At 71.6% G+C, this 26084-nt stretch carries 23 protein-coding genes; 15 read left to right on the forward strand and 8 right to left on the reverse strand.

Going from position 1 to position 26084, the window contains the following annotated elements:
* Positions 1 to 139: 139 nt before the first annotated feature.
* Positions 140 to 1003, forward strand: a complete 864-nt coding sequence (locus OG776_RS00180; protein ID WP_329317999.1) for a hypothetical protein — start codon at positions 140 to 142, stop codon at positions 1001 to 1003.
* A gap of 103 nt (positions 1004 to 1106) precedes the next feature.
* Here OG776_RS00180 and OG776_RS00185 read toward each other — a convergent pair whose 3' ends face one another.
* Complete coding sequence (locus tag OG776_RS00185; RefSeq protein ID WP_148012492.1) at positions 1107 to 1370, reverse strand: hypothetical protein; 264 nt, start codon at positions 1368 to 1370, stop codon at positions 1107 to 1109.
* A gap of 214 nt (positions 1371 to 1584) precedes the next feature.
* Here OG776_RS00185 and OG776_RS00190 point away from each other — a divergent pair, with 214 nt between their 5' ends.
* Positions 1585 to 3066: an FGGY-family carbohydrate kinase gene (locus OG776_RS00190; protein WP_329323614.1), complete on the forward strand. Its 1482-nt coding sequence runs from the start codon at positions 1585 to 1587 to the stop codon at positions 3064 to 3066.
* A gap of 532 nt (positions 3067 to 3598) precedes the next feature.
* On the opposite strand, the gene OG776_RS00195 is transcribed toward OG776_RS00190, so the two are convergent.
* Positions 3599 to 4276 (reverse strand): LysR family transcriptional regulator substrate-binding protein, encoded by a 678-nt coding sequence (locus OG776_RS00195; protein WP_148012491.1) that lies wholly within the window; start codon positions 4274 to 4276, stop codon positions 3599 to 3601.
* Between the two features lie 1093 nt (positions 4277 to 5369).
* Positions 5370 to 5858 (reverse strand): GNAT family N-acetyltransferase, encoded by a 489-nt coding sequence (locus tag OG776_RS00200; RefSeq protein ID WP_329318002.1) that lies wholly within the window; start codon positions 5856 to 5858, stop codon positions 5370 to 5372.
* Between the two features lie 521 nt (positions 5859 to 6379).
* On the opposite strand from OG776_RS00200, the gene OG776_RS00205 reads away from it, so the two are divergent.
* The 11 genes from OG776_RS00205 (at position 6380) to metK (ending at position 16727) form a co-directional block, all read left to right on the forward strand.
* Positions 6380 to 7744, forward strand: coding sequence for a TrpB-like pyridoxal phosphate-dependent enzyme (locus OG776_RS00205; RefSeq protein ID WP_187286126.1), 1365 nt, complete (start codon positions 6380 to 6382; stop codon positions 7742 to 7744).
* A 54-nt stretch (positions 7745 to 7798) separates the two neighbouring features.
* On the forward strand, positions 7799 to 8779 hold the full coding sequence (locus OG776_RS00210; RefSeq protein WP_329318005.1) for a DMT family transporter: 981 nt from the start codon (positions 7799 to 7801) through the stop codon (positions 8777 to 8779).
* A 189-nt stretch (positions 8780 to 8968) separates the two neighbouring features.
* On the forward strand, positions 8969 to 9679 hold the full coding sequence (locus OG776_RS00215; protein ID WP_148014853.1) for a LuxR C-terminal-related transcriptional regulator: 711 nt from the start codon (positions 8969 to 8971) through the stop codon (positions 9677 to 9679).
* A 385-nt stretch (positions 9680 to 10064) separates the two neighbouring features.
* Entirely contained in the window at positions 10065 to 11483 is a 1419-nt protein-coding gene (locus OG776_RS00220; protein ID WP_329326294.1) for an AMP-binding protein, read from the forward strand.
* Entirely contained in the window at positions 11480 to 11740 is a 261-nt protein-coding gene (locus OG776_RS00225; RefSeq protein WP_329318011.1) for an acyl carrier protein, read from the forward strand. The genes OG776_RS00220 and OG776_RS00225 overlap by 4 nt, the downstream gene beginning before the upstream one ends.
* Positions 11741 to 11785: 45 nt before the next feature.
* Entirely contained in the window at positions 11786 to 12163 is a 378-nt protein-coding gene (locus tag OG776_RS00230; RefSeq protein WP_148015058.1) for an ectoine synthase, read from the forward strand.
* A 20-nt stretch (positions 12164 to 12183) separates the two neighbouring features.
* Positions 12184 to 13350 (forward strand): acyl-CoA dehydrogenase family protein, encoded by a 1167-nt coding sequence (locus OG776_RS00235; RefSeq protein ID WP_148015059.1) that lies wholly within the window; start codon positions 12184 to 12186, stop codon positions 13348 to 13350.
* 25 nt (positions 13351 to 13375) lie between these two features.
* A complete protein-coding gene (locus OG776_RS00240; RefSeq protein ID WP_148015060.1) occupies positions 13376 to 14095 on the forward strand; it encodes a transglutaminase-like domain-containing protein in 720 nt (239 codons plus the stop codon).
* Positions 14096 to 14234: 139 nt separating this feature from the next.
* Positions 14235 to 14753, forward strand: a complete 519-nt coding sequence (locus OG776_RS00245; protein ID WP_148014765.1) for a hypothetical protein — start codon at positions 14235 to 14237, stop codon at positions 14751 to 14753.
* Positions 14754 to 14777: 24 nt separating this feature from the next.
* The gene (locus OG776_RS00250; RefSeq protein WP_329318019.1) at positions 14778 to 15476 is read left to right on the forward strand and encodes a nucleosidase; all 699 of its coding nucleotides are present in this window, start codon (positions 14778 to 14780) and stop codon (positions 15474 to 15476) included.
* Positions 15477 to 15515: 39 nt separating this feature from the next.
* On the forward strand, positions 15516 to 16727 hold the full coding sequence (gene metK, locus OG776_RS00255; protein WP_148007836.1) for a methionine adenosyltransferase: 1212 nt from the start codon (positions 15516 to 15518) through the stop codon (positions 16725 to 16727).
* 895 nt (positions 16728 to 17622) lie between these two features.
* Here metK and OG776_RS00260 read toward each other — a convergent pair.
* Positions 17623 to 18987: an acyltransferase gene (locus OG776_RS00260; RefSeq protein WP_329318021.1), complete on the reverse strand. Its 1365-nt coding sequence runs from the start codon at positions 18985 to 18987 to the stop codon at positions 17623 to 17625.
* A gap of 313 nt (positions 18988 to 19300) precedes the next feature.
* Between OG776_RS00260 and rfbH the strand changes: the two genes are divergently transcribed.
* A complete protein-coding gene (gene rfbH / locus OG776_RS00265; protein WP_148007838.1) occupies positions 19301 to 20602 on the forward strand; it encodes a lipopolysaccharide biosynthesis protein RfbH in 1302 nt (433 codons plus the stop codon).
* On the opposite strand, the gene OG776_RS00270 is transcribed toward rfbH, so the two are convergent.
* The gene (locus OG776_RS00270) at positions 20586 to 21833 is read right to left on the reverse strand and encodes a macrolide family glycosyltransferase (protein WP_148007839.1); all 1248 of its coding nucleotides are present in this window, start codon (positions 21831 to 21833) and stop codon (positions 20586 to 20588) included. The two genes, rfbH and OG776_RS00270, sit on opposite strands and share 17 nt — an antisense overlap.
* Positions 21834 to 21919: 86 nt before the next feature.
* Positions 21920 to 22522 carry a dTDP-4-dehydrorhamnose 3,5-epimerase family protein gene (locus OG776_RS00275; protein WP_187285504.1) on the reverse strand — a complete coding sequence of 201 codons (603 nt, stop codon included), beginning with the start codon at positions 22520 to 22522 and terminating at the stop codon, positions 21920 to 21922.
* A gap of 192 nt (positions 22523 to 22714) precedes the next feature.
* Here OG776_RS00275 and OG776_RS00280 point away from each other — a divergent pair, with 192 nt between their 5' ends.
* On the forward strand, positions 22715 to 23698 hold the full coding sequence (locus OG776_RS00280) for an NAD-dependent epimerase/dehydratase family protein (protein WP_148007841.1): 984 nt from the start codon (positions 22715 to 22717) through the stop codon (positions 23696 to 23698).
* Between the two features lie 537 nt (positions 23699 to 24235).
* Here the strand turns inward: OG776_RS00280 and OG776_RS00285 are convergent.
* Both OG776_RS00285 and rfbB read right to left on the reverse strand, forming a co-directional pair.
* Positions 24236 to 25024 (reverse strand): AfsR/SARP family transcriptional regulator, encoded by a 789-nt coding sequence (locus OG776_RS00285; protein ID WP_329318026.1) that lies wholly within the window; start codon positions 25022 to 25024, stop codon positions 24236 to 24238.
* Positions 25018 to 26028 (reverse strand): dTDP-glucose 4,6-dehydratase, encoded by a 1011-nt coding sequence (rfbB, locus tag OG776_RS00290; protein WP_329318028.1) that lies wholly within the window; start codon positions 26026 to 26028, stop codon positions 25018 to 25020. The genes OG776_RS00285 and rfbB overlap by 7 nt, the downstream gene beginning before the upstream one ends.
* Between the last annotated feature and the right edge of the window lie 56 nt (positions 26029 to 26084).

The following is a 26084-nucleotide window of genomic DNA, read 5'->3' on the forward strand; positions in this document are numbered from 1 at the left end:
CTGGACTTGATGGCTTCGGGTGCGTGATGGGGTTTGACTCAGGGGTGGTTCATGGGGTGGTCGGGGCGCATCGAGTCGTTCACACGATGTGCATGGGCCGGCCGGGCGGAGATCACTCTTGCTGGTGATTCTCCTCCTCATGACGATCACTTCCCGCATGGCCCGGCTCCACCTCGCCGCCGCGATCGCCCTGGCGGCCTCGGCGTCGCTGTTGGCGACACCGACTCCCGCACGGGCCGCTTCGAACGCGGTTCCCACGTACGAAGTGAAGATCAACCTCACGGCCACCGCGCTGGACTCTTCACACAGCCCGCTCGGCGCCGTGAAGTCGGCCTTCGGCATCAGCGGTTCCGCCAAGGCCCGTTCCTACGAGTACTTCGACACGAGCGCGCTGGGGCTGAACGCCCAGGGCTGGGACGTGCGGCTCCGTCACAAGAGCGGCTCGTCGTTCGAGGAGAGCTACAAGAAGCGCTTCCCTGTCACGGGTGGCGACATCAACGGCGCTCTGAGCACGGCCAACTCCGCCGGCTTCAGCGGCAGCGACACCAATTACGACGCAGAGGTCGACTGGGGCTACTCGAAGCAGACGCTGAGTTTCAGCAACGAGAAGTCGCATAGTGCTTCGGGCTACTCCGGCACGGCCATGCCGAGCGCGAGCACGGGCCTCGGCTGGGTCGTTGGCGACATCCCCGGCAAGTTGGAGGACTGGAACTCCGCGAACTGGGGCAAGACCGCACTCCAGGCGTCGCGGGTTCACGGCCCGGTCACCTCGCAGGTGTGGGGCGGCGCGTGGGAGGTCTCGGACGATGCGAGCATCGAGGTGCTGCCGGTCATCGGGGCGAGCGGGTCGGGCACCGAGTACATCGTCGAGTTGTCCTTCAAGACGGACAGCTACGCCGACGCGGCGAAGCTGCACACCGACGCCGTCAATGTCGCGGAGAGCCATGGCTGGCTTTACCACGGCGACATCCTCAAGACCCAGACGATCCTGGACCGTTACTGACTGCTGGTAGGGCGTGGTGGCTCCCCGTGGTGCGGCCCTGCCGGTTTCACCGGATCCGGAACGAGGCTGATCGCTTCCCCCGGGTGATCCTGACCGCGATCGATCACGACGCGCTCGGCGATGTTCTGGTCGGTTTCGGCGACTTCTCCGCGACGGTCAGCAGCTCGGCCAGGATCTTCAGCAGCTTCTGGCGTCCCGGGGAGAGCTCGGTGAACACCGGTACGGCATCCGTGGGGCCGATCAGGGCTTTCAGCAGGTTCTCGGTGCGGACCGCCTGCGGGCGGGGCACGACTCCGGTCTCCTTGATAGGGGGCAGGGGGCGGACGATGTCCAGAAGGACCCCGTCCGGGTCCTCGGCGGCGCCCATCAGGAGCAGCCGACTGCGGACGGTGTGGTGGTGAGGTCGCCGGCATGGTGGGCGGTGGCGGACTCGCGGGCCGGCCCGGCGCCGAAGGCCGCCAGCTCGGCGGCGGTGCGCCCCGCCGGCGGCAGGCCGGGCGCGGCAGGTTGATCCGCGGCCGCCCGCCGGACCCGGCGACAGGCTACGGTGGCGCACCCGCCGTCAAGGGAGGCAGTGCGTGATCGATGTCGTCTTCGGAGTTGACGTTGGCACCTCCAGCACCAAGGGCGTGGTGGTCGACACCGCCGGCCGCATCCTGGGTCAGGCCGTACGCTCTCACGTGGTCGACCGTCCCCGCCCGGGGCACGTCGAGATGGACGCGCAGGTGTGGTGGGAGGAGTTCGTCTCGCTCGCGGCGGAGTTGCTCGTCCGCGACGACGTCGCCGTCCGTGCCGTCGGAGTCAGCGGCATGGGCCCGTGCACCCTTCTGGTCGACGACGCGGGCGAGCCGGTCCGTCCGGCGGTCCTGTACGGGGTGGACACCCGCGCCGAGCAACAGATCGCCCGGCTGAACGGGGAGTTGGGGCCGGACACCGTCTTCCGCAGGTGCGGTTCCGCGCTGTCGTCCCAGGCCGTCGGGCCGAAACTCGCCTGGATCCGCGAGCGGGAGCCCGAGGTGTGGGCACGCGCCCGCCGCCTCTTCATGCCCGCCTCGTGGCTCGCCCACCGGCTGACCGGCGCCTACGTGCTGGACCTGCATTCCGCCAGCCAGTGCACGCCGCTGTTCGACATCCACGAGCAGCGCTGGATCCCCGAGTGGGCCGAGCGCATCGCACCCGGCATCGACCTCCCCCCGCTGCGCTGGCCGGGTGAGGAGGCCGGCCGGGTCGACACGCCCGTCGCGGGCGTCCCGGCCGGGACGCCGGTGATCGTGGGGACGATCGACGCGTGGAGCGAGGCCATCAGCGTCGGAGGCCACAACGTCGGCGACCTGATGCTGATGTACGGCACCACGATGTTCCTGGTGAACACCGTCGACCGGCTCGTGACCAGCCCTTCGATGTGGTCCACGGTCGGCGCCCTGCCCGGCACCCGTTGCCTGGCCGGCGGCATGGCCACCTCCGGGGCCGTCACCGACTGGCTCGGGCACCTCTTCGGCCAGGTCGACCCCGGGGTGCTGTTCGACGAGGCTGCCTCCTCGCCCCCGGGCGCGAACGGCCTGGTGATGCTGCCGTACTTCGCCGGGGAAAGGACACCCCTCATGGACCCCGACGCCCGGGGAGTGATCGCGGGCCTGACGCTCGGTCACACCCGGGCCGACCTGATGCGCGCGGCGCTGGAGGGCACCGCGTACGGTGTCCGGCACAACATCGAGACGATGCTCGCGGCCGGCGCCGACATCCGGCGGATCGTGGCGGTCGGCGGCGGCACCCGGGGCGGACTGTGGCCTCAGATCGTCAGCGATGTCACCGGTCTCGAACAGATCGTCGCCCGCACGACCGTCGGCGCCGGTTACGGTGCCGCCTTCCTCGCCGCCGGGCTGATCGGCCGACCGGACATCACCGCCTGGAATCCGACGGAATCAGTGGTCCGGCCCACCGCAGCCGCGGGTGTCTACGACCGCCGGTTCACCCAGTACCGAGCCCTGTACGAGAGCACCACCACGGTCACCCACGCCCTGGCCCACGACCAGAACACAGGCCCTGGGGAACATGCCGTGTGACAGCGGTGGGCGAGCGTGGGTGTCAGCAGAGTGGGGCCCGCGGTCGTACAACGCGAGATCCCGCCTCCAGAGTTCGGAGGCGGGATCGTGTGGAGCGCCGGGCAGGCCTTGCACCTGCATCTCCCCGCAGGAAGCGGGGCGTCTTTCCTTGGACCACCAACGCGAGGCTCACCGCTGAAAGTTCGAGCGGCGAACACCTGAATCACTGTAGCCCACTCCCCGCGCGCGCAAGCACAGGGGAGGCGGCGCAGGCCGCGAGGGCGACTCGCTGCCCGGTGCGGACGTCACGCCGGTGATGGAGCCGGCCAGGATCGGTCCTGCGGGTGCGCGGTGGCCGGGTGGGCCGCCGCGCGCCGGCGGTGCTCGGGGCGGTTCCGCACTCACTGTCCACCCGGGTCGACGTCCTGACCGGCAAGGGGCTGGACGAGGTGCTGAACGGGTGGTCGAGGTGGGGGTGCCGGACCTGCGCCGGCCGCCGCCGGGAGACGGAACCCCATCCCGCGCTGCCCGCCGGCCGTACGGGGTCTCGCTCTCAGGTCGCCTGCGGCAGCCAGGTGGCGCCTGCCTGCGCGGCGAGGATGAACGCGCGGACGTGGGCGGGCAGGACGGCGCCGTTGAGCCACGCCAGGGCGATCGGTGCGCTGGGCATGTCGCTGACCGGGACGGCCCTGATCCGCGGCGCCAGGCCCGCCTCGACCGAGCGGAAGGAGAAGTGGAGTGCCTGGGTGGTGCTCAGGGTGTGGGTCAGCGCCTCCTGTGTGGTGAGGGTGTGGACGCGGCGGATCGGCGTCCCGGCCGGGGTGCACGGGGGGACTATGAGGTCCCACACCGACTCCGGGAACCCTCGTGGGCGGTCGAACGCGTCATAGGCGGCGGCCTCCTCGACCGTGACGGTGTCGCGCGAGGCGAGCGGGTGGTCGGTGCCGACGAGCACGGCCCGGGCGTCGAAGCCGACCGGCGGGCCCACCGCGATGTCGTTCTCGTGGGGGCTGTACTTCACGAGCATGACGTCGACGCGGCGGGTGCGCAGCTGCGTGAACGACTCGCGGACGCTGGACGGGACCAGGACGAAGTCCTCGATGCGCGAGCCGGTCCGGGCGATGACGCCCTTGGCGAGGTCCGGTGTCACATGGATGCCGAAGCGGATCGCGGGGGCGTCGGTGGTACCGAGGCCGCGGGTGGTTGGCTCGGGGTCGGTCAGGTGGACCATGTCAGAGCTCCTCGGTGGGGGTGTCAGGGGTGGTGTGTCGGAGGTGCGGTGGGGTTGGTCTCGGGGGCGCTGCGGGCCGCGTACGTCCGTCCCGGTGTGTACGGATGAGGGTGGGCGCGTGTCCGTGGCCCGCCGGGTGGGGTGCCCGGAGCGGTGTGCGCCGGGTGCCGGTGCGGCCGTGGCGGCTCGGGGAGGGGACCGACCGCGGACAGACGTGTCCCCGGGCGATGGTGACCAGGCGCGGTGGCACGGTGCGGGGCGCGGCGGGTGGTCTCCCCCGGCCGCGGTGTGGGCGTACTCGCCGGGGCGGCAGAGTGGGTGGCGGGTGCGCCGTGTGTGGTGGCCGGGTCGTGCGCTGCGGCGGCTTCGGGGAGGACTCGCGGGGTCCGGCGGGGAGGGGCCGGGCCCCGCGGGTGCCGCTCGCGGGGGCGGGGCGCGCGTACGCCGGGAGCGGTCGTTGTCCGGGCCGTGGCCATCGTCCGGCCTGGGGCCGTCACCCGGCCTGGGGCCACCGTCCGGCCTGGGACCACCGTCCGGGCCGGGTCTGTGGTCCGGCCCGGAACCGCGGCCCGGTCCGGGTCCGCCGGCCGGGGGCGTCCGCCGTCACGGGCGTCCGCCGGTCGCGGTGCGGGAACCGGTCGCCGTCGGGACGTGGGAACATCCACCCGCCAGGGCGCGGAAGCAACCGCCTCGCGTGCGGTGCCGGTTGGGGCGCCGGCGGTGCGGTGGGGGTGCGGGCGCGCGCCGGCTGTCCGGTTCCCGGTGGCCGCGCGTCCGGGAATCCGGTGGCCGCCCGGTGCCGCGGGGCGGGTGGCGGTGCGTGTGTGGGAGGGCATGCCGGTGGCCGGGGCCGCTGACGGCGGGTCAGAGACCCGGTGCCCGGGAGGGGCCGGCGGTGTCTGCGGCGCGCGGTCCCGGCCGGCCGGTGTGCCCTTCGGCGACACCGCTGAGGTTCAGTGGTGTGTTCATGCCGTCAGCCTCGCGGGTGGAGGGTGCCGGGCGACAGCCGAGACGGGCAGATCTAATAATTCACTTACGGATCGCTTCCCGTTCGGACGGTGCGCGGCACGGCGGGGGCCCGGGCGGCGGGGGCTCAGGCCTGGCGGGCGAGGTCGGCCAGGGGTTCGCCGGAGAGGCGGAAGACGGTGAGTTCCTTGCCCTGGACGGAGGGGATCTCCGCGCCGAGGGAGCGGTAGAACGCGGCGGTCGGTTCGTTGGTGACCCTCCCCCACCACTGCATGTGGCGGTAGCCGCGCTCGGCGCACAGGCCGGCGAGGGTGCTCAGCAGGGCGGTGTCGAAGCCGCGGCCGACGGCGTCCTCGCGGACGTAGATGTCGTCGATGTGGATGGCCGTGCCGCGCCAGGTGCTGTAGACGAGGGCCCACAGGGTGTAGCCGACGATCTCGTCGGTCTTGTCGTCGACGGCGAAGTGGGCCCAGGCCACCGGCTGCGGGCCGAACAGGGCGCGGCGCAGTTCGTCCTCGTCGGTGCTGATCTGCCCGGTGGCCTCCTCGTTCTCGGCCATCCCGTGCACCATCGTGTGGAGCAGTGTGAGGTCCTCGGCGGTGACTGGACGAATCATGTGTGCCATCCCCTGATCCTGGTGATCCGATGAACCGGCCACGGGGGCGCGGCGGGCGGGCCGTGCGGCGTGGGGTGCCGTGGCGGCCGGGCCCCGGGGGCTCAGGTTCGCACGCGTGTGCAGGTGCCATGGATCGGCCGCGGGGGAACTGGTGGAATTCCCAGAGTCCGTCGCGCGTGCTTCCCGGGCGGGAGGGGCGGCGGTAAATACGGGGGTGGGTGGGGCGGTTCGCGTCTTCGTCCGGGGAATGCCGGGGTGAATGCCGGGGAATGCGGGTGGCCGGGGCGGGGCACGGGGACGTGCTTGTACCACATGGCCGGCCGGGAGGAAAAGGGCTGTCGGGCTTCGTCCCGTTCTCCGGGGACGTTCCATTGTTTTCCCTACGACCTGTCTGCCGAGGTATCCGGTCGGTGGCCGGGGCGGCGAGAATTCATTGTCCGGAGGCGGCCTGCAGGCGTGGTGACACGAGAGCCGGGCGGTCGCGTGGCCGGAGTGACGATTCAACGCGCAGAGAGGCAGCCATGATAGAGCCGGTACGGTTCGAGCTCAGCGCCCGGGAGATTCCCGAGACCTGGTACAACATCGCCGCCGACCTCGACTATGTGGCGCCGGTGTTGAGCCCGGCGACCGGTAAGCCGGTCACTCGTGAAGAGATGACCCGCACGATGCCGGAGGCGCTGGTCGACCAGGAGCTCAGCAGGGAAGCCGAGTTCGAGATTCCTGGAGAGGTGCGGCAGTTCTACGCCCGGTGGCGGCCGGCGCCGCTGCTGCGTGCCCGTGGTCTGGAGAAGGTCCTGGACACGCCGGCGCGGATCTACTTCAAGTACGAGGGTGTCGCGCCGACCGGCAGCTTCAAGCCGAACTCCGCGATCCCGCAGGCCTATTACAACAAGCGGGCGGGCCGTACCGGTCTGATCGCCGAGACCGGTGCGGGCCAGTGGGGCAGCGCGGTCGCGTTCGCGGCGTCCCTGTTCGGCATGGACGCCAAGGTGTTCATGGTGAACGTGAGCTTCCAGCAGAAGCCGTACCGGCGGGCGCTGATGGAGACGTTCGGGGCGAGCTGCACGCCGAGCCCGAGCATGGAGACCGAGGCCGGGCGTGCGGTGCTGAAGGAGAACCCGGACCACCCGGGCAGCCTGGGCATCGCCAAGTCCGAGGCGCTGCAGGTCGCTTTCTCCGACCCGCGCTGGGGCTACACCCGCGGCAGCGCGCTCAACCATGTGTGTGCGCACCAGACGGTGATCGGGCAGGAGGCGCTCCTGCAGATGGAGAAGGCCGGGGACTACCCGGACATCGTGGTGGGCTGCGCGGGCGGCGGTTCCAATCTGGCGGGGCTGTCGTTCCCGTTCCTGCGGGCGCAGCTGCACGGCGGGCCGAAGATCCGGTTCATCGCGGCGGAGCCGGCCGCGTGCCCCTCGCTCACGCAGGGGCGCATCGCCTACGACTACTCCGACACCGCGGGGCTGACGTCGCTGACCCGTACGCACACGCTGGGCCACCAGTTCGTGCCGCCGTCGGTGCACGCGGGCGGGCTGCGGGCGCACAACATCGCTCCGCTGGTCAGCCGGGTGGTGGAGGAGGGTCTGATGGAGGCGGTGGCGCTGCGCCAGCGTGACTGCTTCGAGGCCGGTGTGCTGTTCGCGCGGACGGAGGGCATCGTGCCCGCGCCGGAGTCGACGCACGCGATCCGCGGCGCGGTCAACGAGGCGATCCGGTGCCGTGAGGAGGGTGTGGGCAAGACGATCCTGTTCGGTCTGTCCGGGCACGGGAACTTCGATCTGAGCGCCTATGACCGTTATCTGTCCGGCAGCCTCGCCGACGACAGCATCGACCCCGGCGCCCTGGAGCACGGGCTGGAGAGCATTCCCAAGCTGGTGAACGCCTGACGCCGTCGGGCCGGCCCGCAAGCAGGAGTACAGGAGAAGGGACGGGACGATCCCGTGAAACGTGTCAGCGCCGTGCAGTTCGTGGTCCTGGGGATCATCTGGGGCTCCAGTTATCCCCTGATCAAGGTCTCCGGTGAGGGTCTGAACCCAGGTCAGCTGGTGCTGGCCCGGCTGGTCCTGGGGGCGGTGGTCCTGCTCGGCATCGGTGCGGTGACGGGTGCGGGGCTGCCGCGCTTCGGCTTCGTGTGGGTGCACATCACCGTCACGACCGTGCTGGGCATGGTCGCTCCGTTCCTTCTTCTCGCCTGGGGTGAGCAGCACACCAGTGCCGCGATGGCCGGTGTGCTGACGGGTGCGACTCCGCTGCTGACGCTGGGGCTGGCCACGGTGCAGCTGCGCAGTGAGCGGGCGACGGCGCGCCGCGGTGCGGGTCTGGTGCTCGGTTTCGCGGGCATCGTGCTGGCGATCGGTCCCTGGAACGGGGCGACGGGCACCGCGGGCGGTGAGGCGGCGTGCCTGGCGGTCGCCGTGATCTATGCGGGGCATGCGGTGTTCGTGCGCAAGTTCCTGTCCGATCGCGGTATCCCGCCGATGTCCTCGGCCAGTGCGCAGGTGCTGGTGGCGCTCGTCATCCAGGCGGCGCTGCTGCCGTTCCTGGGCTGGCGCACCCCGTCGTTCACCTGGTCGGTCTCCCTGAGCATCGTGCTGCTCGGGGTGTTCGGCACGGGGCTGGCCTATGTGCTGTACAACCGGCTGATCGCGGACATCGGGGCGACCGGTGCCTCGGCGGTCAACTACCTCGTGCCGTTCATCAGTCTGGTGGTCAGCGCGGTCTTCCTCGGGGAGCGGTTCAGCTGGAACGTGCCGGTCGGCGGGGCGGTGATCGTGGTGAGCATCCTGCTGGGCGAGAACCAGCTGGCGCGGCTGGGGCGGCGTGCGGTCGTCACCGGTCCCGAGCCGGAGTTCACGCCGGCGGCGGTGGCCGTGGGGGCCGTGCGGGCGAAGTCCGCGGGTGAGGCGGGGCGCGTGCCCTGATCCGGGGGTGTGCCGTGGCCGCCGGCGGGCGGGGTGAGGTTTCCCCGCGGCCGGGTGGCGGGCCGGGCCGCCGGTCGTGGCGGAAGGGATCCGGTGCGCGGAGCGCTCGGCCGGGTGTGCCGGCAGCGGCTCGTTCACGAGCCGGGGGAGCTGTGGCCCCGGTGCCTCATCCAGGATGTTTGGAGGTTGATGTCGCAGATGGCCGCCACCGGTCCCCGTACCCGGCCGATCCGGATCGCCGTTCTGGCCCGTCGGCCGCTGCTCGTCACGGCGTTGCGCGCCCTGATGGCGGCGGAGGCGGAACTAGAAGCGGTCGGGGTGGCCGATTCCCGGCCGCAGTTGCTGCGTCTGCTGGACGAGCAGGAGCCGCGGGTCGTGCTGATCGACGACTCCGATCCGGGCTGGGAGACGGGTGACATCCTGCGCGCGGTCGTCGCCCGGGGCGGCGGCCCGGCGGCGGTGGTGCTCGTCGACCGGTGTGTGGACGAGACGGCGCTGGAGCATCTGCGGGCCGGCGCGGACGGGTTCGTGCTGCACGACGCGGCGCTCAGTGAGATCGCCACCGCGATCCGCGCGGTCTCGGACGGGTACGCCGTGCTGCCGCCGCCGCTGACCCGCCGGCTGGTGGACCTCCTGGTGCGGCGTGGGCCGGCGCAGGTGGCGGTGGAGCAGGTGCCTCAGGTGGCGACGCTGACGTCCCGGGAGCGGGAGATCTTCGATCTGATCGCGGCGGGCATGTCCAACAGCGAGGTCGCCCAGGAGCTGGTGCTGAGCGAGAAGACCGTGAAGTTCCACGTGTCGAACCTGCTGCGCAAGCTCGGTGTGCGCAGTCGTGCGCAGGCCATCGTCCGTGCGTGGGACCGGGGTGTTCTGGCCGGCCCGCGGGGCGGGGGTTTCTAGGTTCCGCGCGGTCGCGGAACCGAATGGGGTATTTCCTGGAGAATCAGGTATCCACTGTTGCGGAGAATGCTCGTCGAAGGCGGTCGGGGCCGGTTTTGAATTCACGGTCCGGGCCGCCTGGACGAGCTTTTCTGTTCCCCGGGGGGGGAGTTCATCAAGGCAGGAGAGACGTCTGTCACGTTTATTTGTGGAGTGTCTTCCGTCCGGTCCTGATACAGGTCCAAAGAACGGGTACAAAACCCGTCCGCTAGTCCGAAGAGAATTACGGGGCGGCCCCCTCAGAATGTTCGTGACGGTATATCCGGTCGGAGGACTCGATTGCTCGGGTCCCCCGATCTTCGATCAATGGGGAGTCATGTCCAGATCGGTGGCGGCGGACGTCGCAGTGCGTGCGAAGCAAAGCCCGGACGATCCGGCGCTGCTGTTCGGCGGCGCGCGGGACGAGGTCGTCACGTATGCCGAACTGGTCGCGGCGGCGGAGCGGATCGGTGCGGAGCTGGCCGGCCGGTATCCCGACACCCGCCGCCCGCTCGCGCTCCAGGCGTCGAAGTCGGCCGTGGCGATCGCCACGGTCCTGGCCTGCATGAGGGCCGGACGGCCGCTGCTGCTGGCCTCCACGGAACTCGGCCGGGAGCTCCTGGCCGAGCTGGTCGGACGCAGCGGCTGTCAGGCCGTCCTGGGCGTCGCCGAGGAGCGTCTGACGCACCGTCCGGTGACGGCCGCGCCGGGCGGGCCGGTGCTGCCCGAGGACACCAGCCTGCTGCTGACGACGTCCGGTTCCACCGGCATCCCCAAGCTCGTTCCGCTGGGCGCGGCCGGCGTCGACGCCTTCACCTCCTGGGCGGGCAGCGCGTTCGCGCTCGGCACCGGTACGCGGGTGCTGAACTTCGCCCCGCTCAACTTCGACCTGACCCTCCTGGACATCTGGGGCACGCTGCGGCACGGCGGCTGTGTCGTACCGGTGGACCACGACCGCAGCGTCGACACGAAGTACCTGCTCGGGCTGCTGGAGAGCACCCGGCCGCACGTCGTGCAGGCGGTGCCGATGTTCTTCCGGCTGCTGACCGAGGCGGGCACCGGGTCCACGTTCCCGGGCGTGCGTGAGCTGCTGCTGACGGGTGATCACGTGCCGCGGTCCGTGCGGGCCGGGCTGTCGCGGCTCTTCCCGGCGGCGCGGCTGCACAACGTGTACGGCTGCACCGAGACGAACGACAGCATGATCCACACGTTCTCCGCGGCCGAGGCCGCCGACCGGGAGGTGCTGCCCCTGGGCAGTCCGTTGCCGGGCGTGCTGGTGGACGTGGTGGCCGACGGCGAGGTGCTGCGCGGTGCCGGCAGCGGCGAACTGCTGGTCTCGACGCCGTTCCAGACCTCCGGGTACCTCGGCGAGGCCGGGGCGAAGGACCGGTTCGTGGTGCGCGGCGACCGTGTCTGGTACCGCACCGGTGATGTGGTCACCCGTTCCGCCGGCGGTGAACTGGCCCTGGTGGGCCGCACCGACTCGCAGGTCAAGGTGCGCGGTGTGCGCATCAACCTGGAGGAGGTCGAACGGGTCCTGCAGGGCCACGGAGGGGTCGCCGAGGCGGCCGTGGTGGCCGTGCCGCACCCCGACTCGGGACGTGCACTGCACGCGTTCGTCCGGCGCAGCGACGACGCGGTGACCGGACTGCAGCTGCGCAGCTACTGCGCCGCCAAGGTCAACCGGGCGGCCATTCCCGCCGCCTTCCACCTGATGACCGACCCACTGCCGATCGGGCCCACCGGCAAGGTGAGCCGTCGCCTGCTCATGGAGAAGATCCAATGACCATCCAACGCGACATCACCGCGCACATCGTGGCGGAGTACCTGCCCGGCACCCCCGTCTCGGAACTGGACCCGTCCTACGACCTGCTGGAGAACGGCGTCATCAGCAGCCTGGACCTGCTGCGGCTCATCGAGTGGCTGGGTGACCGCTTCGACATCCCGTTCGCCGACCTGGAGATCTCCCCGGACGACTTCCGGTCGGTCGCGGCCGTCGAGAAGGTCGTCCGCCGCTACGCCGGCGTCACCGCCCCCGAGTAACCCCCGCTCCCCCGCACCTCCACACCAGGAGAAAGAAAGGAAACCATGTTCATTCGCGAGAAGTCGCAGGTCACACCGGTCGAGTGGGGAAGCGGTCCGAGTCACCGCCTCCTGGTCGAAGCGGACAACATGGGCTTCGGCATCTGTCACACCGTCGTCCGCGCGGGCACGAAGTCACGGCTGCAGTACCGGCGTCACCTCGAGGCGTGCTACTGCATCTCCGGCTCGGGCCGTGTCGAGGCCGCCGACGGCAGCGTCGCGCAGGACCTGACCCCCGGTGTGCTGTACGTCCTCGACGAGCACGACGCCCACTTCCTGATCGCCTCCCCCGACCAGGACATGGAGCTCGTGAGCGTCTTCAACCCGCCGCTGAGGGGCGACGAGAGCCACGCGCTCAGCGACGAAGCCTTTTCCCAGTACTGAGGATCGGACACTTCCCCGTCATGATGCGCTGGAGCGAGGAACAGCAGGAACTGCGTGAGGCGATCGGCGCCGTGGCCTCGAAGGCCGGCGCCGACCACCTCGAACGCGACCGGGACGGCACGTTCGACCGGGACGGCTGGCAACGACTCAGGGACGTGGGCCTGTTCGGGCTGCCGTTCGACCCCCTCCACGGGGGTCTGGGCAAGGACCTGCTGACCACCGTCCATGTGCTGGAGCAGCTCGGCCACGACTGCCAGGACTCCGGGCTGAACTTCTCGGTCTCCACCCACATGGTCAGCACCGGTGTCCCGCTCCAGCGGTTCGGTTCGTCGGCGCTCAAGGCCCGCTACCTGCCGGAGATCTGCGCCGGCACGATGATCGGCGCGCACGCCATCACCGAACCCTCCGGCGGTTCGGACGTGATGGGGATGCAGACCACCGCCGTCCTGGACGGCGACGACTTCGTCCTCAACGGGAGCAAGTCGTTCATCAGCAACGCCTCGATCGCCGACGTGATCGTCGTCTACGCCCGGACCGGCGCGCCCGGTGACCTGGCCGGGATCACCGCGTTCCTGGTGCGCCGCGACTCGCCGGGCCTGTCGGTCGGCAACCCCATCTCGAAGATGGGGCTGCGCACCTCGCCGCTGGCCGAGGTCTTCCTGGACGACGTCCGGGTGCCCCGGGACCACGTGGTCGGCAGCAAGGGCGCGGGGTTCCTCATCTTCGACCACGTCATGAAGTGGGAGATCCTGTGCGGCTTCGGGATCAACGTCGGCGAGATGCGCCGGCGCCTGGAGCGGTGCGTGGAGTACGCCCGTACCCGTACCCAGTTCGGGTCGGTCATCGGCGCGAACCAGTCGGTCGCCAACATGATCGTCGAGATGCGGATCGACCTGGAGACCTCACAGAAGTGGATCTACGACACCGCCGAGAAGGTGCAGTCCAAGGCCGACGCCGCCAGTGACGTCGCGATGACCAAGCTGGTGGTGAGCGAGGCGAACGTGCGCTCCGCGCTGAACGCGATCCAGGTCTTCGGCGGTTACGGCTACGTCAGCGAGTACGGAGTCGAGAAGGACCTGCGGGACGCCGTGGGCGGGCGGATCTACTCCGGCACCTCGGAGATCCAGCGCCAGCGTCTGGCCACCCTCATGGGCCTGAACCGTCCGCTCAGGCCCGCGCAGGCCTGAGGATCTGGAAGGAATCCCGAGAAACATGGCAGAGAACACCGGTGCCGCGGCTGCGGCCGGCACCGCCACCGAGACGGCCACTCTGGCCGCGACCGAGTTCCTGGACCACCGCTCGCCGGCCGTCCGCGCGTTCGTCGACAAGACCCTCGCCCGGGCCAAGGAGAGCGAGACAAAGACGCAGAAGGCGATCGCGCTCTACTACGCGGTGCGCGACGGCATCACCTACGAGGTGTACGGCGCCGATCTGACCCGGCACGGGCTGAGCGCGACCGGCGTGCTGGAGAAGGGCTTCGGGTTCTGCGTCCACAAGTCCATCCTCTACGCGGCCGCGCTGCGCGCCGTGGGCATCCCGAGCCGCGTCTACTACGGCGACGTGCGCAACCACCTCGCCTCGCCGCGGCTGCGGGAGCTGGTCGGCGGGGACGTCTTCCGCTTCCACAGCCTGACCGTGGTCGAGCTCGACGGCAGGTGGGTGAAGGCGACCCCGGTCTTCAACAAGCTTCTCTGCAAGCTCTACAAGATCAAGCCGCTGGACTTCGACGGCCGCACGGACAGCCTGTACCACCCGTTCGACGAGGACGGCCGGCAGCACATGGAGTTCATCCACGAGCACGGCTCCTTCGACGACGTCCCCTACGACCTGGTGGTCGGCGGGATCCAGCGGGCCCACCCGCAGCTGTTCGCGAGCGCCCACACCACCGTCTCCGGATCGCTGGCCGACGAGGCCGCGACCGCGACGGTCTGAGACGGGGTCCGGTGCGGCCCCACCCGGTCTCCCCGCCGGGCCGGCCGCACCGGACCGCCCACCACCCCGCACCCCCCTGCACCACCTCGCCCCCACCCGCACCCGTATGTACCCGCACCCCACAGGAACGGAGATCGCTGTGTCGGCAGCGGCCACGACCCGCGACGACCTCACCGGATACGCCGAGTACGCCGGCTGGTCGCACACGCTGCACCGCAGCCACCCCGGAGGGCACCTCGTCCTGCCGGGCGCCTACCTGAAGTGGTACGACATCCGCGGCGCGGAGCAGGAGGCGACGCCCGAGGTCGGCGAGCGGGCGCGGGTGTTCCTGCGGGCCGAGGAGGCCGCCGGACGGCTGGCGTTCCGCAAGGAGTTCGGCTACGTGCTGCTGCACCGCTGCGGCGACCACTACTTCATGCAGGTCTGCGTGTGGCGGGACCGCAACGAGCTGGTCCAGGCGATCTACGCCGACACCGGCGACGGCTTCCGCCCCTACGAACAGGAGCCCGGCCTGCAGCTCGCCGCCCAGGACGTCGTCGAACTGGACGTGACCGGGCACGAGCGGCGCGCCTGGTCGCTCTACCTGCGCTCGGCGCGCGACACCGCCGCGAAGCAGGCCTACCTCGACGACTTCGACACCGAGCGCCCGGTGGGCTGACCCTTGCGAAAGGCAGGAAGCGCCGTGTCCCTCCACCCGGTCACCGACCACGCGTTCTCCCCCCGCCTCATCGGTGAGATCCGCTCCGACGCGCCGCTGATCGTCGCGGCCGTGGCGGAGGAGGCGGCCCACCTCGACGGCCGCTTCCCCCTGCTGGTCACCGGGATGGGAAAGGTCAACGCGGCCGCGGCCCTCGCCCTCACCCTGTCCCGGGGCGAGCGCCCCGGCGAGATCGTCAACCTCGGCACGGCCGGAGCGCTGAAGGACGGCCTGCCGGGCGTCCACGAGATCTCCCGGGTCGTCCAGCACGACTTCGACACCGCCCTCCTGCACCGGATCAGCGGCCGCGTCTACGGTGCCCCCCTCACCGTGGGCGCGGACCGCGGGCCCACCCTCGCGACCGGCGACACCTTCGTCACGGACTCCGCCGTCCGCGACCGGCTCGCCCAGGAGGCCGACCTCGTCGACATGGAGGGCTACGCCGTCGCGACCGTGGCACAGCACCTCAACATCCCCGTACGTCTCGTCAAGTTCGTCAGTGACAGCGCCGACGAGGACGCACGTACCACCTGGCCCGAGGCACTCGACCACGCCGCCGGAATCCTGGCCGGCTGGGTCGCACAGCACCTCCCCGCACCCCGCACGCCCCGCCGCCTCCCCCGCCGCACCCGCACGTCCGCCGTCTTCACCGTCCACCCGCTGTCAGCGCCCCGCGCCGCATAGGGCTTCACCGCCGACAGCCCCCGCACCCAAGGGAGCGCCGTGTCTCACCGCCTGTTCACCTCGGAGTCCGTCACAGAGGGACACCCCGACAAGATCGCCGACCAGATCAGCGACACCATCCTCGACGCGCTGCTGCGCCAGGACCCCACCTCACGCGTGGCGGTGGAGACACTGATCACCACCGGCCTGGTGCACGTGGCCGGCGAGGTCGCGACCACCGCCTACGTGCCGATCGCCCAGCTCGTCCGGGACAAGATCCTGGAGATCGGCTACGACTCCTCCGTCAAGGGCTTCGACGGACTGTCGTGCGGGGTGTCCACGTCGATCGGCACCCAGTCCCCCGACATCGCCCAGGGCGTCGACTCCGCGTACGAGAAGCGCGCCGGGGACGGCCAGAGCGACGACCTGGACCAGCAGGGCGCCGGTGACCAGGGCCTGATGTTCGGCTACGCGACGGACGAGACCCCGGAGCTGATGCCGCTGCCGATCCACCTCGCGCACCGGCTCTCCCACCGGCTCTCCGAGGTCCGCAAGAACGGCACGGTCCCCTACCTGCGCCCCGACGGCAAGACCCAGGTCACCATCGAGTACGACGGCGACCGGGCGGTCCGCCTGGACACCGTCGTCGTGTCCTCCCAGCACTCCGCGGACATCGACCTCGACTCGCTGCTCGCCCCGGACATCCGCGAGTTCGTCGTCGAACCGGAGGTGCGGGCGCTCGCGGACAACGGCATCAAGCTGGACACCGAGGGCTACCGCCTGCTGGTCAACCCGACCGGCCGCTTCGAGATCGGCGGCCCGATGGGCGACGCCGGCCTCACCGGCCGCAAGATCATCATCGACACGTACGGCGGCATGGCCCGTCACGGCGGCGGCGCCTTCTCCGGCAAGGACCCGTCCAAGGTCGACCGTTCCGCCGCGTACGCGATGCGCTGGGTCGCCAAGAACGTCGTCGCCGCCGGGCTCGCCTCGCGCTGCGAGGTCCAGGTCGCCTACGCCATCGGCAAGGCGCGGCCGGTCGGCCTGTTCGTGGAGACCTTCGGCACCCACACCGTCGACGTCGACCGGATCGAGAAGGCCATCGACGAGGTCTTCGACCTGCGCCCGGCCGCGATCATCCGCGACCTCGACCTGCTGCGCCCGATCTACGCGCAGACCGCCGCCTACGGCCACTTCGGCCGCGAGGGCGACGCCTTCACGTGGGAGCGCACCGACCGCGTCAACGCCCTGCGGACAGCGGTCGGGCTGTAGGCCCGCCCCGTCCCGGCGACGCGGTGCCGACCGCCTCGCACACGCATCGGGCCCGGCGTCCTCGGGGGACGCCGGGCTCCGGCATTCCCCCGGGCGCCTGCGGCGGGCGGCACCAGGGCCTCCGGCGTGCGCCGCCCGAAGCCGGGGCGTGCACGCGGGAGATGACACCCGCGGCGGCGGAGGTCGTCTCGGCGTGGCGGAGGGGGTCCAGGCGTGGCCGCGGTCGTCTCGGCGGGGTGAAGGGGTCTGGGCGTGGTGGAAGCGGTCTGGGTCTGACGGAGGGCGGGCCGTCCGGCCCCCGTCGGGTCTGACGGAGGGCGGGCCGAGCCCGGGTGAGACGAGCCGGGCCTGGGTGAGCTGCCCGGGCTGGTCCGGCTTGAGCGGAGCGGGCCGCGGCGGGGGCCCTGCCGGGCGCGCGCAGCCGGAGAGTGTCCGCGATGCGGGACCGGAGGTGCCGGAGGCGCACCGGCGGCGGGGGCGAGTCGGCCGGTGCGGGGCGGAATCGACGGGAACGGCCCGGCCGGACCCGTGGCAAGTCCGCCCGTCCGGACCGGCGGTGAATCCGGACGAGCGGACCGGCGGTGAATCCGGACGGCTGGATCGGAGGTGAGCCCGGCGGCGCGCAGCGAGTTGGCCGGACGCCGGATCGTGGGCGAACGGCGCCGGCAGGCCAGGCGTGCGGTGTCGCCGGGACGGCGTCGAGCGGAACCCGCCCGGGGGTCGCGCGTCCGGTGACGCCAGGACAGCCCCCGGGCAGAGCCTCGGTGTCAGGCATCCGGTGGCGCGGGGACGGTTCCGGGCAGAGCCCGGGCGGCAGGCGTCCGGTGGCACCAGGGCAGGCCCGGGCGGAGGCCGGACCGCGGGCGTGCCGGTGGTGCCGGGGTGGAAGCCCGGGTCAGGCGTCCGGCGCGTACGTGTGCAGCCGCTTGGTCCACTCCGGCGTGAGGAGTGCCCGCGCGCTCTCGCGCGGGACGCTGAAGTGCACGTCCCGGCTGCCGTCGTCCACCGGTGTGGGAGTGATCAGGATCGACCACGGCACGGGGCTGGCGGGGAACTCGAACCAGAACGGCCGTCCCGCGCCGAGGTCGATCTCGTAGACGGGCAGCCGGCTGACGTTGTTGACCGCGACGGTTCCCCCGAAGGCGTCCAGGGCCATCCGGCTCAGGACGAGGTGGGTGCGGCGGGCGTCGCGCTGGGCCTCCAGGAAGGCGGCCTCGTCGCGTACCCGGTCGGCGGTGATGCCGTCGACGGCCCGGCGGACGGCCGCGACGGTGTCGGCGAGCGAGGCGGCGCGCAGTTCCGCGGCCCGCATCTCCGGCGTGACGTTGGTGACGGCGTTGCCCCAGTACCCGTCGGGCAGGGCCGCGCGCAGCGCGGAGCGCAGGCCGACGACCATGCCGAGCCGCTCCGCGCTGTCGTCTGGGCGCGCCCGCAGGTCGGCGAGGACCTTCCACAGGTGCGCGCTGAGCGCGTCGCCGCTGGAGACCCGCAGACCGCTGCCGGCGAGCCCGGCGCGGGCGTGCTCCTTCAGCGCCCGCACCTCCTCGGCGGCGAAGCGCAGGGTGAGGGTGCGCACGCGTCGCGCACCGGCGTTGACCCGGAGGATGAAGCGGGCCTTCCGCGGTCCGGACACCAGGGCGTACTGGCTGCTGTGCCGTGCGGCGTCGGGCGCGGCGCCCTCCGCGAGGCCGTCGAGGAGCGTGCGGGCGTACGGGGCCGCGCGGTGCTCCTCGCCGTGGTGGACGCGCGACCAGTGCCGCAGGAAGTCGAGGTATCCCGCGCCGTCGACGATGCTGTGGTTGATCGAGACGCCGAGGACCGAGCCGCCGCCGCGCATATGGGTGACCCGCACGGTCAGCAGCGGGGTGTCGTGCCCGACGATCCGGAAGGCGCTGGCCTTGTGGAGGTAGGAGCCGATGTCGTCCTTGGCCGAACGGCCCAAGCCGTACTCGGGCATGGGCCGGTCGCTGTGGCTCTCGGTGAACGGGACGCCCGCGTCGTCGCAGACGACGCTGAGCCCGCGGTCGTCGTCACGGACCAGCCGTCCGGTCAGCAGCGGGTAGTGCGGCAGGGTCGCGGCCAGTGAGGCGCGCAGCGCCGCGGCGTCCAGCGTCCGGCGGTAGTAGAAGGTGCGCGGGGTCGCGAACGTGCCGGTCATGAGGTCGTAGACGCTCAGGCGCACGCGCTCCGCGGTCGCTTCGCCGGCCCGGACGGTGACGGTGTGGTGCCGTGTCCGGGACGCAGCTGAAGTGTTGTTCATCGAGCCTCACTGGAATCGGCCTGCGGGCGTGCCTGTTGACCTGACACTCCAGCGTTCCGCGGACCGGGCGAGGAAATCACTAGTCCTCGTCCGCGGGTCTTCCCCGTGGCTGCTCAGGCCACCAACGGCCGTGCGCGGGCCGGGTTTTGGTTGTTCCCTAGACTTGTCCGGCAGCGCTGGGCAGGCCGGTGCGCCGTGTGTTGGGCTGGGCTTCCCGGACGGCACAAGCCCGGCCCGGGGACCCCGCTCGCACTTCCTGCCGTCGAGGCCACGGCTCCGTCCCCGCCGGCAGCCACAGGGAGGCCACCAGCCGATGGGCAACGACAAGACAGAGATCCTCGACCTGGTACGCGAGTACCACCGCTCCAACGCGTCCTCGGGATTCGTGCCCGGGATCACGTCCGTCATGGCCTCCGGTGCCGTCCTCGACGAGGACGACCGGGTCGCGCTGGTCGAGGCGGCCCTGGACATGCGGATCGCGGCCGGGCCGAGCTCGCGCAAGCTGGAACGGGCGCTGGCCAAGTACTTCGGTCTGCGCAAGGCGCATCTGACGAACTCCGGTTCGTCGGCGAACCTGCTGGCGCTCAGCTCGCTCACCTCACCGCAGCTGGAGGACAGCCGTCTGGTGCCGGGCGACGAGGTGGTCACCGTGGCGGCCGGGTTCCCGACGACCGTCAACCCGATCATCCAGAACGGTCTGGTGCCGGTCTTCACCGACATCGAGATCGGCACGTACAACCCGACGCCGGAGCGGATCGAGCAGGCCATCGGTCCGCGGACGCGGGCCATCATGGTGGCGCACGCGCTCGGCAACCCGTACGCCGTGGAGGAGATCGCGCAGATCGCCGACGACCACGGCCTGTTCCTCATCGAGGACAACTGCGACGCGCTGGGCAGCACCTACAACGGCCGTCTCACCGGCACGTTCGGTGATCTGGCGACCGAGAGTTTCTACCCGGCGCACCACATCACGATGGGTGAGGGCGGGGTGGTCCTGACGGACAACCTGGCGCTGGCGCGCATCGTGGAGTCCATGCGCGACTGGGGCCGGGACTGCTGGTGCGAGCCGGCCGAGGACAACCGCTGCTTCAAGCGGTTCGAGCACCAGATGGGGACGCTGCCGGCCGGCTACGACCACAAATACATCTTCTCGCACGTGGGTTACAACCTGAAGTCGACCGACGTGCAGGCGGCGCTGGGTCTGCAGCAGCTGACGCACATCGACGAGTTCGGCAAGGCCCGGCGTCACAACTGGGCGCGGCTGCGGGAGGGGTTGGACGGTCTTCCGCACCTGGTGCTGCCGGAGGCGACCCCGGGCAGCGATCCGAGCTGGTTCGGTTTCGCCATCACCGTGGTGCCGGGGGCGCCGTTCGCGCCGGGCGCGCTCATCGACCACCTGGAGTACAGCAAGGTGGCCACCCGGCGTTTCTTCGCGGGCAACCTCACCCGCCACCCGGCCTACGAGGGGCAGAAGTTCCGGGTCAGCGGTCCGCTGACCAACAGTGACATCACCACCGAGCGCACGTTCTGGATCGGTGTGTTCCCCGGTCTGACGGACGAGATGATCGACTACAGCATCTCGACCATCAGCGAGTTCGTCACGCTGCCCCACTGATGCCGGCCGGCCCGCCCGTGCGGTGCCGGCGGTGCCGCGCCGCCCAGCCCTGAAGGGTGTCGGCGGCGCGGACGGCACCGCCGGCGCCGCGGACGGCTTCGCGCATCCGCCGCAGGGCGCCGGGGGTGCGCGGGTCGGCCAGCAGCCCGTTCACGGTGCGGGCGAGGACCTGGGCGTCGAGGCCGGTCCGTGACAGGGTGCGGCCGACCCCGCACTGCTCCAGCCGCTCGGCGCTGAGGCCGAGTTCGTGGGCGCGCGGGATGGCCACCACGGGGGTGGCGAAGTACAGGGCCTCCATGAGGCTGCCCATGCCGGCGTGGCAGACGAGGACGTCGGCGTGCGGCAGCACGGCGGGGTGCGGCAGCCAGTCGTGGATCTCCACGTGCGGGGGCAGCGGCCCCAGTTGTGCGTGGTCGGCGCCGTGTCCGAGGGTCATCACGACGTGCCAGGAGGCCGGGTCGAAGGCCTGGGCGCAGGTGCGGAAGAAGTCGCCGCGGTCGCCGGACTCGGTGCCCAGGGACACCAGCGCGGTGCGCCGGCCGTCCGCCGGCGGCGACCAGAGGCCGGCCGGGGCTTCGGTGACCATGGGGCCCACGAACGCGAAGCGGTCGTCGAAGGTGTCGCCCTCGATCTGGAAGTCCCGCGGCAGGAAGACGAGGTTGTGCTCGTCCCACTCGGTGCCGTAGCGGCTCATCTCGTCCAGGCCGATGCCGTGTTCGCCCATGAACTCGATGAGGACGCCGGCGCCCTTGGCCATGACCGGGTCGGCCCGGTCCCACATCTGGGCGCGCAGGGAGAAGGTCTCGTTCGCCGCGTGGCTGGGGAACATCTGCACCGGCAGGGCGCCGAGGACCCGGGCGGCGACGCGTCCGGCGGCCACGTTCTCGAAGTCGTAGAGGACGGCGTCCGGGGGGTCCTGGGCGAGGGCGGTCAGGGCGGCGGGGAACACGGTCTCGATGGTGTCCACCAGCAACGCGTAGCCCTCGGCGGCCAGTTGGCCGGGGGCCGGGTCGGCGGCGCGGTAGAACTCGCCGCGTGCGGAGGTGTAGGTGACGGCGCGGGCGCCCGCTTCCTCGACCAGGGAGGCGTACCGCTCGTCCACGACGTAGGTCACCCGGTGGCCGCCGGCGACGAGCGCGCGGGCGACGCCGAGGCTCGGTGCGACGTGCCCGAAGTCCGCGAAGGGCAGGACGGCGCAGTGGAGCGGGCGGGGGTCGGCGGGGTGCGGCATCGGCTGTTCCTTCGGTACGGCGGCGGCCTCGGACGGTGTGCCGGCGGCCGCCGGGGAGGGGGGCGGGTCCGCTGCCGGGCGGCCGGTCACGTGCCGCGCAGTGCCGCGTAGTGGTCGAGGCAGTCCTCGTAGCGCGGCAGCAGGCCGGTGCGGCGGGCGGTGGCGACGGAGACGGCCCGGGAGTCCTTGGCCGACATCAGCGGGGTCTCCGACAGCTGCCACGGTAAGTCGAGTTCGGCGTCGAGGGGGTCGATGTCGATCTGGGTGCCGGGGACGAACTCGGTGGAGCACAGGTAGGAGACGCAGGTGTCGTCGGTGAGGGCGAGGAAGCCGTGCACGAGGCCTTCGGAGACGAAGACGCTGTCGCCGGACTCGGCGGTCATCCAGTTCGCCTCGTGCGCGCCGAAGGTGGGCGAGCCGAGGCGCACGTCGACGACGATGTCGAGGATCGCGCCGCGGACGACGCACACGACCTTCGCCTGGCCGGGTGGCAGGAGGGTGCCGTGGAGTCCGCGCAGGGTGCTCTTGCGGGACACCGAGTAGTTCACCTGCACCAGGGGCACCGGTCTGCCGATCTCCTCGGCCAGCCTGTCGTGGCGGAACGACTCGTAGAAGTTCCCGCGCACGTCGCCGATCTTGTGCGGTGTGATGTGGTATGCGTCCGGCACAGCCATCTCTCGAACCTTCATGGTGTCAGCACCATAGGGCGGGCCGGTAGAGGACCGTTGAAGGGCCGCACAGGGCATGGTCGAGTCGAACGGTCCTGGAGGGGTCCTCGATCGCCGGGTGCGACAGTGACCGCACAAATCCGACGTCCGCCGCCGTGGCGCACCGGGACGACGTACGGGTGCGGGGGCGACCCGGCCCAAAAGGAGAACGGCATGACGCTGGTCGGTACGCAGTCAGTGCCCGGAGCGCCGGACGGATCCCCGGGCCGGGTGGTCGTCCTCGGCGCGACCGGCTTCGTCGGCCGGCACGCGGGCGCGGCCCTGGAGGCGGCCGGTCACGAGGTCATCGCCGTCGCGCGGCAGGCCGCGAAGATGCCGGCCTCGTGGCAGTTCTGCCCGATGGACCTGGTCAAGGACGGGCCGGACGCGCTGACGAGGCTGATCGAGGCGGAGCATCCGGTGGCGGTCGTCAACGCGGCCGGGGTGGCCTGGTCGTCGTCGGTCGGCGTCATGCGGCAGGGCAACCAGCTGCTCGTGGATCAGCTGCTGGCGGCGCTGGACGCCGCCTCGTGGCGGCCGCGTCTGGTGCATCTGGGCTCGGTGCACGAGTACACGCCGCAGCCCGCGGGTGTCCTGCTCGCCGAGGACTCCCCCACTCGCCCGGCGACGGACTACGGGCAGTCGAAACTGCTCGGCAGCCAGGCCGTCCTGCGCTCCGTCGAAGAAGGCCGGACGAACGCGGTGGTGCTGCGGCTGTCGAACCTGATCGGCGCCGGGACCCCGCCCGGCAGCCTGCTGGGCCGTGTGGCGCAGCAGTTGCTCGCCCGGCCGGAGCCGGGCGGGGCCGTCACGGTGCAGCTGTCCCCGTTGCGCAGCAGCCGGGACTTCGTCGACGCCAAGGACGCGTCCGAGGCGGTCGTGGCCGCGACGCGGGCACCGGGGGCGCGGGGCAGGGTGGTGAACATCGGCAGCGGCACCTCGCTGCATGTGCGTGCCGTGGTGGAGCGGCTGATCGCGGCGAGCGGCAGACGGGTGCGGCTGGTCGAGGACACCGGCGGTACGGTGCGGCCGGCCACGGACGCGGACTGGATGTGCGTGGACGTCACCGCGGCGCGCGAGCTGCTGGGCTGGTCGCCCCGCCGCGGGCCCGAGGAGGCCGTACGGGACCTGTGGAAGGCGGCGAAACGTTCCGTCTGAGCCGGGGGCGGGGTGCGCGTGCGGGTCGGCGTCCGCACGCGTGCGGACGCCGCCGGCCGGTCGGCGACCCGTCGGCGCAGGGCCGCAGGGCCGCAGGGCGCACCGACCGGACCCAAGGCCTCCACGCGCAGAGCCGAGGACAGCAGAGCCAGGACATGGGGGCCTCCGCGTACGGCGCGGGTACACGAACGCGGGCCGCGCGCACACCACTCGATGCAGAGTCAGGGACGCGGGGACCGGACACGGACGCGAGGCAGCAGACGCACTGGCGCGAAGGCAAGGACCGGGCACGGGGATGCGGGGCAACGGACGCGGGCGCGGGGCCGTGCCCGCGCTGGCGCGGGCGCAAGGGCGTGGACGTACGGGCCGAGCGCAGGGCCTCGGGGGGCGCGGCGCGGGCGCGCGAACGTGGGAGAGCCGGCGCAGGCGCTCCGGCATGGGAGGGCCGGCGCGGGCGCGCGAACGTGGGAGAGCCGGGGCGGGCGCGCGGGCGTGGGAGGGCCGGGGCGGGTGTGGGCCCGTCCGGCGGCTCCCCGGTCAGCCCGGCAGCAGGCTGAGGTCGGCGGTGGTGACGCGGTCCAGGAGGACGTGCTGGCGGATCTGCTGCAGTCCCGCGGAGGGTTCCAGGCCCAGTTCGTCGCGGAGGAGCCGGCGCAGCCGCTGGTAGACCTGGAGGGCCTCGCTGCTGCGGCCGCAGCGCTGGAGCGCGATGATCAGGCCGCCCTGGAACCATTCGTGGAGCGGGTAGGTGCTGGCCAGTTCCTTGAGTTCCGGGACGAGTTCGCGGTGCAGGCCGAGGCCGAGGCCCGCGGTGATGCGCAGCTCCAGCGCGTGCATGTGGAGCTCCTCCAGGCGCAGCGCGTACGCCTGGAGGCAGGGGCCCTGGCCGATGTCGGCGAACGGCTGCCCCGACCACCAGGCCAGTGCGGCCTGGAGGCGTTCGGTGGCCGTGTGCGCGTCACCGGCCTCGATCGCGGACCGTGCCTGGACGGTGAGCCGTTCGAACTCCTCGGCGTCGTAGTCGCCGGGGGCCACCCGCAGGATGTAGCCGGTGGCCCGGGTGACGAGCGGTCCCGTTCCCTCGGTCGTCTCGCTGTCGCTCTGCAGGAGTTTGCGCAGCTGGTAGACGTACGTCTGGACGGTGGCGGTGGCGCTGCGCGGCGGGGTGCGCTCCCACAGTTCCCCGGCGATCGCGGAGATCGACACCAGGGTGTTGCGGCGGGCCAGCAGCAGCGCCAGCATCTGGCGGACCTTGGGGGCGGTGGGTGTCACGGGCCGTCCGTCCCGGGTCACCTCCAGCAGTCCCAGGGTGCGGAAGGTCAGCATGCGGGGGTCCCTGTCGCCGCCTCGCCGGTCCCGGCGAGGGCGGGCTCCCACCAGTCGCGGTTGTCGCGGTACCAGGCGACGGTCTCGGCGAGGCCCTCGGTGAAGTCCTTCTGCGGCTTGTAGCCCAGCTCGGTGTGGGCCTTGGTCCAGTCGACGGAGTAGCGGCGGTCGTGTCCCTTGCGGTCGGTGACGTACTCGACCTGGTCCCAGGTGGCGCCGCACGCCTCCAGGAGCCGTTCGGTGAGCCGGCGGTTGTCGAGTTCGGTGCCGCCGCCGATGTTGTAGATCTCGCCGGCCCGGCCCCGGGTGCGGACCAGTTCGATGCCGCGGACGTGGTCGTCGATGTGGAGCCAGTCGCGCACGTTCATGCCGTCGCCGTACAGCGGGACCTTCTTGCCCTGCAGGAGGAGGCTGACGAAGAGCGGGATGATCTTCTCGGGGTACTGGTGGTGGCCGTAGTTGTTGGAGCAGCGGGTCACCCGTACGTCCAGGTCGTGGGAGCGGTGGTAGACCAGGGCGAGCAGGTCGCTGGCCGCCTTGGAGGCGGCGTAGGGCGAGTTGGGGTTCACGGACTGCTCCTCGGAGCAGGAGCCGGCCGGGATGGAGCCGTAGACCTCGTCGGTGGAGACGTGCACGAAGGTGCCGATGCCGTGCTGCAGGGCGGCGTCCAGGAGCACCTGGGTGCCCATGACGTTGGTGCGCACGAACTCGGCGGAGCTGGAGAGCGACCGGTCGACGTGCGACTCGGCGGCGAAGTGCACGACCTGGTCGTGTTCGGCCATGAGGAGGCCGACGACGTCCGGGTCGCAGATGTCGCCGACGACCAGCCGGAAGCGGTCGGAGTCGTGGACTTCGTCGAGGCTGGCTCGTTTGGCCGCGTAGGTGAAGGCGTCCAGCACGGTCACCGAGACGTCGCCGGGGCCGAGGGGACCGAGGAGGGTGCGGACGTAGTGGGAACCGATGAAGCCGGCACCGCCGGTCACCAGGATGCGTGTCTGACTCATCGGGATTGCGGCGCCAGGTACCCCGTCGGGGTCGCGGTTGACGCCGTCCTCCTTCC

The organism is Streptomyces sp. NBC_01689 (assembly GCF_036250675.1).
Classification (GTDB): Bacteria; Actinomycetota; Actinomycetes; order Streptomycetales; family Streptomycetaceae; genus Streptomyces.

What these genes read in the sequence shown, in the direction of transcription:
- OG776_RS00180 (WP_329317999.1), top strand. Translation starts at nt 140, where the DNA reads ATGACGATCACTTCCCGCATGGCCCGGCTCCACCTCGCCGCCGCGATC.
- OG776_RS00185 (WP_148012492.1), bottom strand. Translation starts at nt 1,370, where the DNA reads ATGGGCGCCGCCGAGGACCCGGACGGGGTCCTTCTGGACATCGTCCGC.
- OG776_RS00195 (WP_148012491.1), bottom strand. Translation starts at nt 4,276, where the DNA reads ATGGTCCACCTGACCGACCCCGAGCCAACCACCCGCGGCCTCGGTACC.
- OG776_RS00200 (WP_329318002.1), bottom strand. Translation starts at nt 5,858, where the DNA reads ATGATTCGTCCAGTCACCGCCGAGGACCTCACACTGCTCCACACGATG.
- OG776_RS00205 (WP_187286126.1), top strand. Translation starts at nt 6,380, where the DNA reads ATGATAGAGCCGGTACGGTTCGAGCTCAGCGCCCGGGAGATTCCCGAG.
- OG776_RS00215 (WP_148014853.1), top strand. Translation starts at nt 8,969, where the DNA reads ATGTCGCAGATGGCCGCCACCGGTCCCCGTACCCGGCCGATCCGGATC.
- OG776_RS00225 (WP_329318011.1), top strand. Translation starts at nt 11,480, where the DNA reads ATGACCATCCAACGCGACATCACCGCGCACATCGTGGCGGAGTACCTG.
- OG776_RS00230 (WP_148015058.1), top strand. Translation starts at nt 11,786, where the DNA reads ATGTTCATTCGCGAGAAGTCGCAGGTCACACCGGTCGAGTGGGGAAGC.
- OG776_RS00235 (WP_148015059.1), top strand. Translation starts at nt 12,184, where the DNA reads ATGATGCGCTGGAGCGAGGAACAGCAGGAACTGCGTGAGGCGATCGGC.
- OG776_RS00240 (WP_148015060.1), top strand. Translation starts at nt 13,376, where the DNA reads ATGGCAGAGAACACCGGTGCCGCGGCTGCGGCCGGCACCGCCACCGAG.
- OG776_RS00260 (WP_329318021.1), bottom strand. Translation starts at nt 18,987, where the DNA reads ATGAACAACACTTCAGCTGCGTCCCGGACACGGCACCACACCGTCACC.
- rfbH (WP_148007838.1), top strand. Translation starts at nt 19,301, where the DNA reads ATGGGCAACGACAAGACAGAGATCCTCGACCTGGTACGCGAGTACCAC.
- OG776_RS00270 (WP_148007839.1), bottom strand. Translation starts at nt 21,833, where the DNA reads ATGCCGCACCCCGCCGACCCCCGCCCGCTCCACTGCGCCGTCCTGCCC.
- OG776_RS00275 (WP_187285504.1), bottom strand. Translation starts at nt 22,522, where the DNA reads ATGAAGGTTCGAGAGATGGCTGTGCCGGACGCATACCACATCACACCG.
- OG776_RS00280 (WP_148007841.1), top strand. Translation starts at nt 22,715, where the DNA reads ATGACGCTGGTCGGTACGCAGTCAGTGCCCGGAGCGCCGGACGGATCC.
- OG776_RS00285 (WP_329318026.1), bottom strand. Translation starts at nt 25,024, where the DNA reads ATGCTGACCTTCCGCACCCTGGGACTGCTGGAGGTGACCCGGGACGGA.
- rfbB (WP_329318028.1), bottom strand. Translation starts at nt 26,028, where the DNA reads ATGAGTCAGACACGCATCCTGGTGACCGGCGGTGCCGGCTTCATCGGT.